This window comes from Gilliamella sp. Fer4-1, from assembly GCF_001690515.1.
GTDB classification, from domain to species: Bacteria; Pseudomonadota; Gammaproteobacteria; order Enterobacterales; family Orbaceae; genus Gilliamella; species Gilliamella apicola_C.
Map to the genome: position 1 here is coordinate 1 of NZ_LZGZ01000213.1, position 1,258 is coordinate 1,258.

Here is a 1,258-nt window from a genome sequence, read left to right on the forward strand (position 1 = left end):
TGCTGTCTTTAGCTAGCTTTATTAGTATTGCTAGTTATAAACCTCAAGATGGGGATATTATTTTTCAATCCTCACAATCAAGACAAAGCCTGGCAGTTGAACAAGCTACAAACTCTCCATACAGTCATATGGGAATTATTTTTATTAAAAATAATGGTAAGCCATATGTTTTTGAAGCTGCTAATAAAGTCGTTTATACACCACTAAATAGTTGGATTGCACGTGGTAAAAATAAAAACTACATCATAAAACGTTTAAAAAATCACAATCTATCCCATAGCGAAATTACTAAATTAAAGCAAGTCGCAAGTAGTTTTGAAGGCAAACCTTATGATATCGGGTTTGGTTGGGACAATAATTATATCTATTGTTCTGAGTTAATCTGGAAAATTTATGATAAGGCTTTGAAATTGAAAATTGGTCAATTACAAACTATCAAAGATTTTAATCTTTCATCACCTGTCGTGAAGAAAAAATTAAAAGAGCGTTATGGAAACAAAATTCCTTATCAAGAAACTGTTATTTCACCAGTTTCTATTTTTAATTCCCCCTTACTGACAACAGTTGACAAACAATGGTAAATTAAAATAAGACTAAATGCTTAACTGGTGCAAAACTTTTACGATATAAATGATTAATACCATGTTCTTTTATTGCCGCTAAATGCGCTTTAGTTGGATAACCTTTATGCTTAGCAAGACCATATTGTGGATACAACTTATCAAGCTCAACCATTTCACGATCACGAGTAACTTTAGCCAAAATTGAAGCAGCACTAATCTCTGCTACCAATAAATCGCCCTTAATAACCGCTTGGCTTTGAATACCAAAATCAGGACAACGATTACCATCAACTAATACAAAATTGGGTTTAATAGGTAACCCAGATACAGCACGTTGCATTGCTAGCATAGTGGCATGTAATATATTTAATTTATCGATTTCATCCACTGAAGCGCGGGCAATATTCCACGCTAAAGCATCTTGTTTGATTATGTCAAACAGTTGTTCGCGCTTTTTTTCAGTCAATTTTTTAGAGTCTGTTAAGCCTTTAATTGGCTTGTTTGGATCTAAAATAACAGCAGCAGTAACAACATCGCCACAAAGTGGACCGCGTCCGACTTCATCAACACCAGCAATCAGTGTTGCATTTGGATAAGTAAAATCTAACAACTATGTGGATCCTCTAATTACATCAATTACCGCTTGTGCTGCTTGTTCATCGGCATTACAACGAATTTGATTATGTAAAGATAAA

At 34.0% G+C, this 1,258-nt stretch carries 2 protein-coding genes; one reads left to right on the forward strand and one right to left on the reverse strand.

The annotated features are described in order from the left end of the window. Nucleotides 1–581, forward strand: a 581-nt coding sequence (locus tag A9G30_RS07730; RefSeq protein ID WP_218057772.1) for a YiiX family permuted papain-like enzyme, incomplete at its 5' end; no start/stop codon positions are given. Between the two features lies 1 nt (nucleotide 582). On the opposite strand, the gene rnhB is transcribed toward A9G30_RS07730, so the two are convergent. Beyond that, nucleotides 583–1,173: a ribonuclease HII gene (rnhB, locus tag A9G30_RS07735; protein ID WP_065581519.1), complete on the reverse strand. Its 591-nt coding sequence runs from the start codon at nucleotides 1,171–1,173 to the stop codon at nucleotides 583–585. Nucleotides 1,174–1,258: the final 85 nt, after the last annotated feature.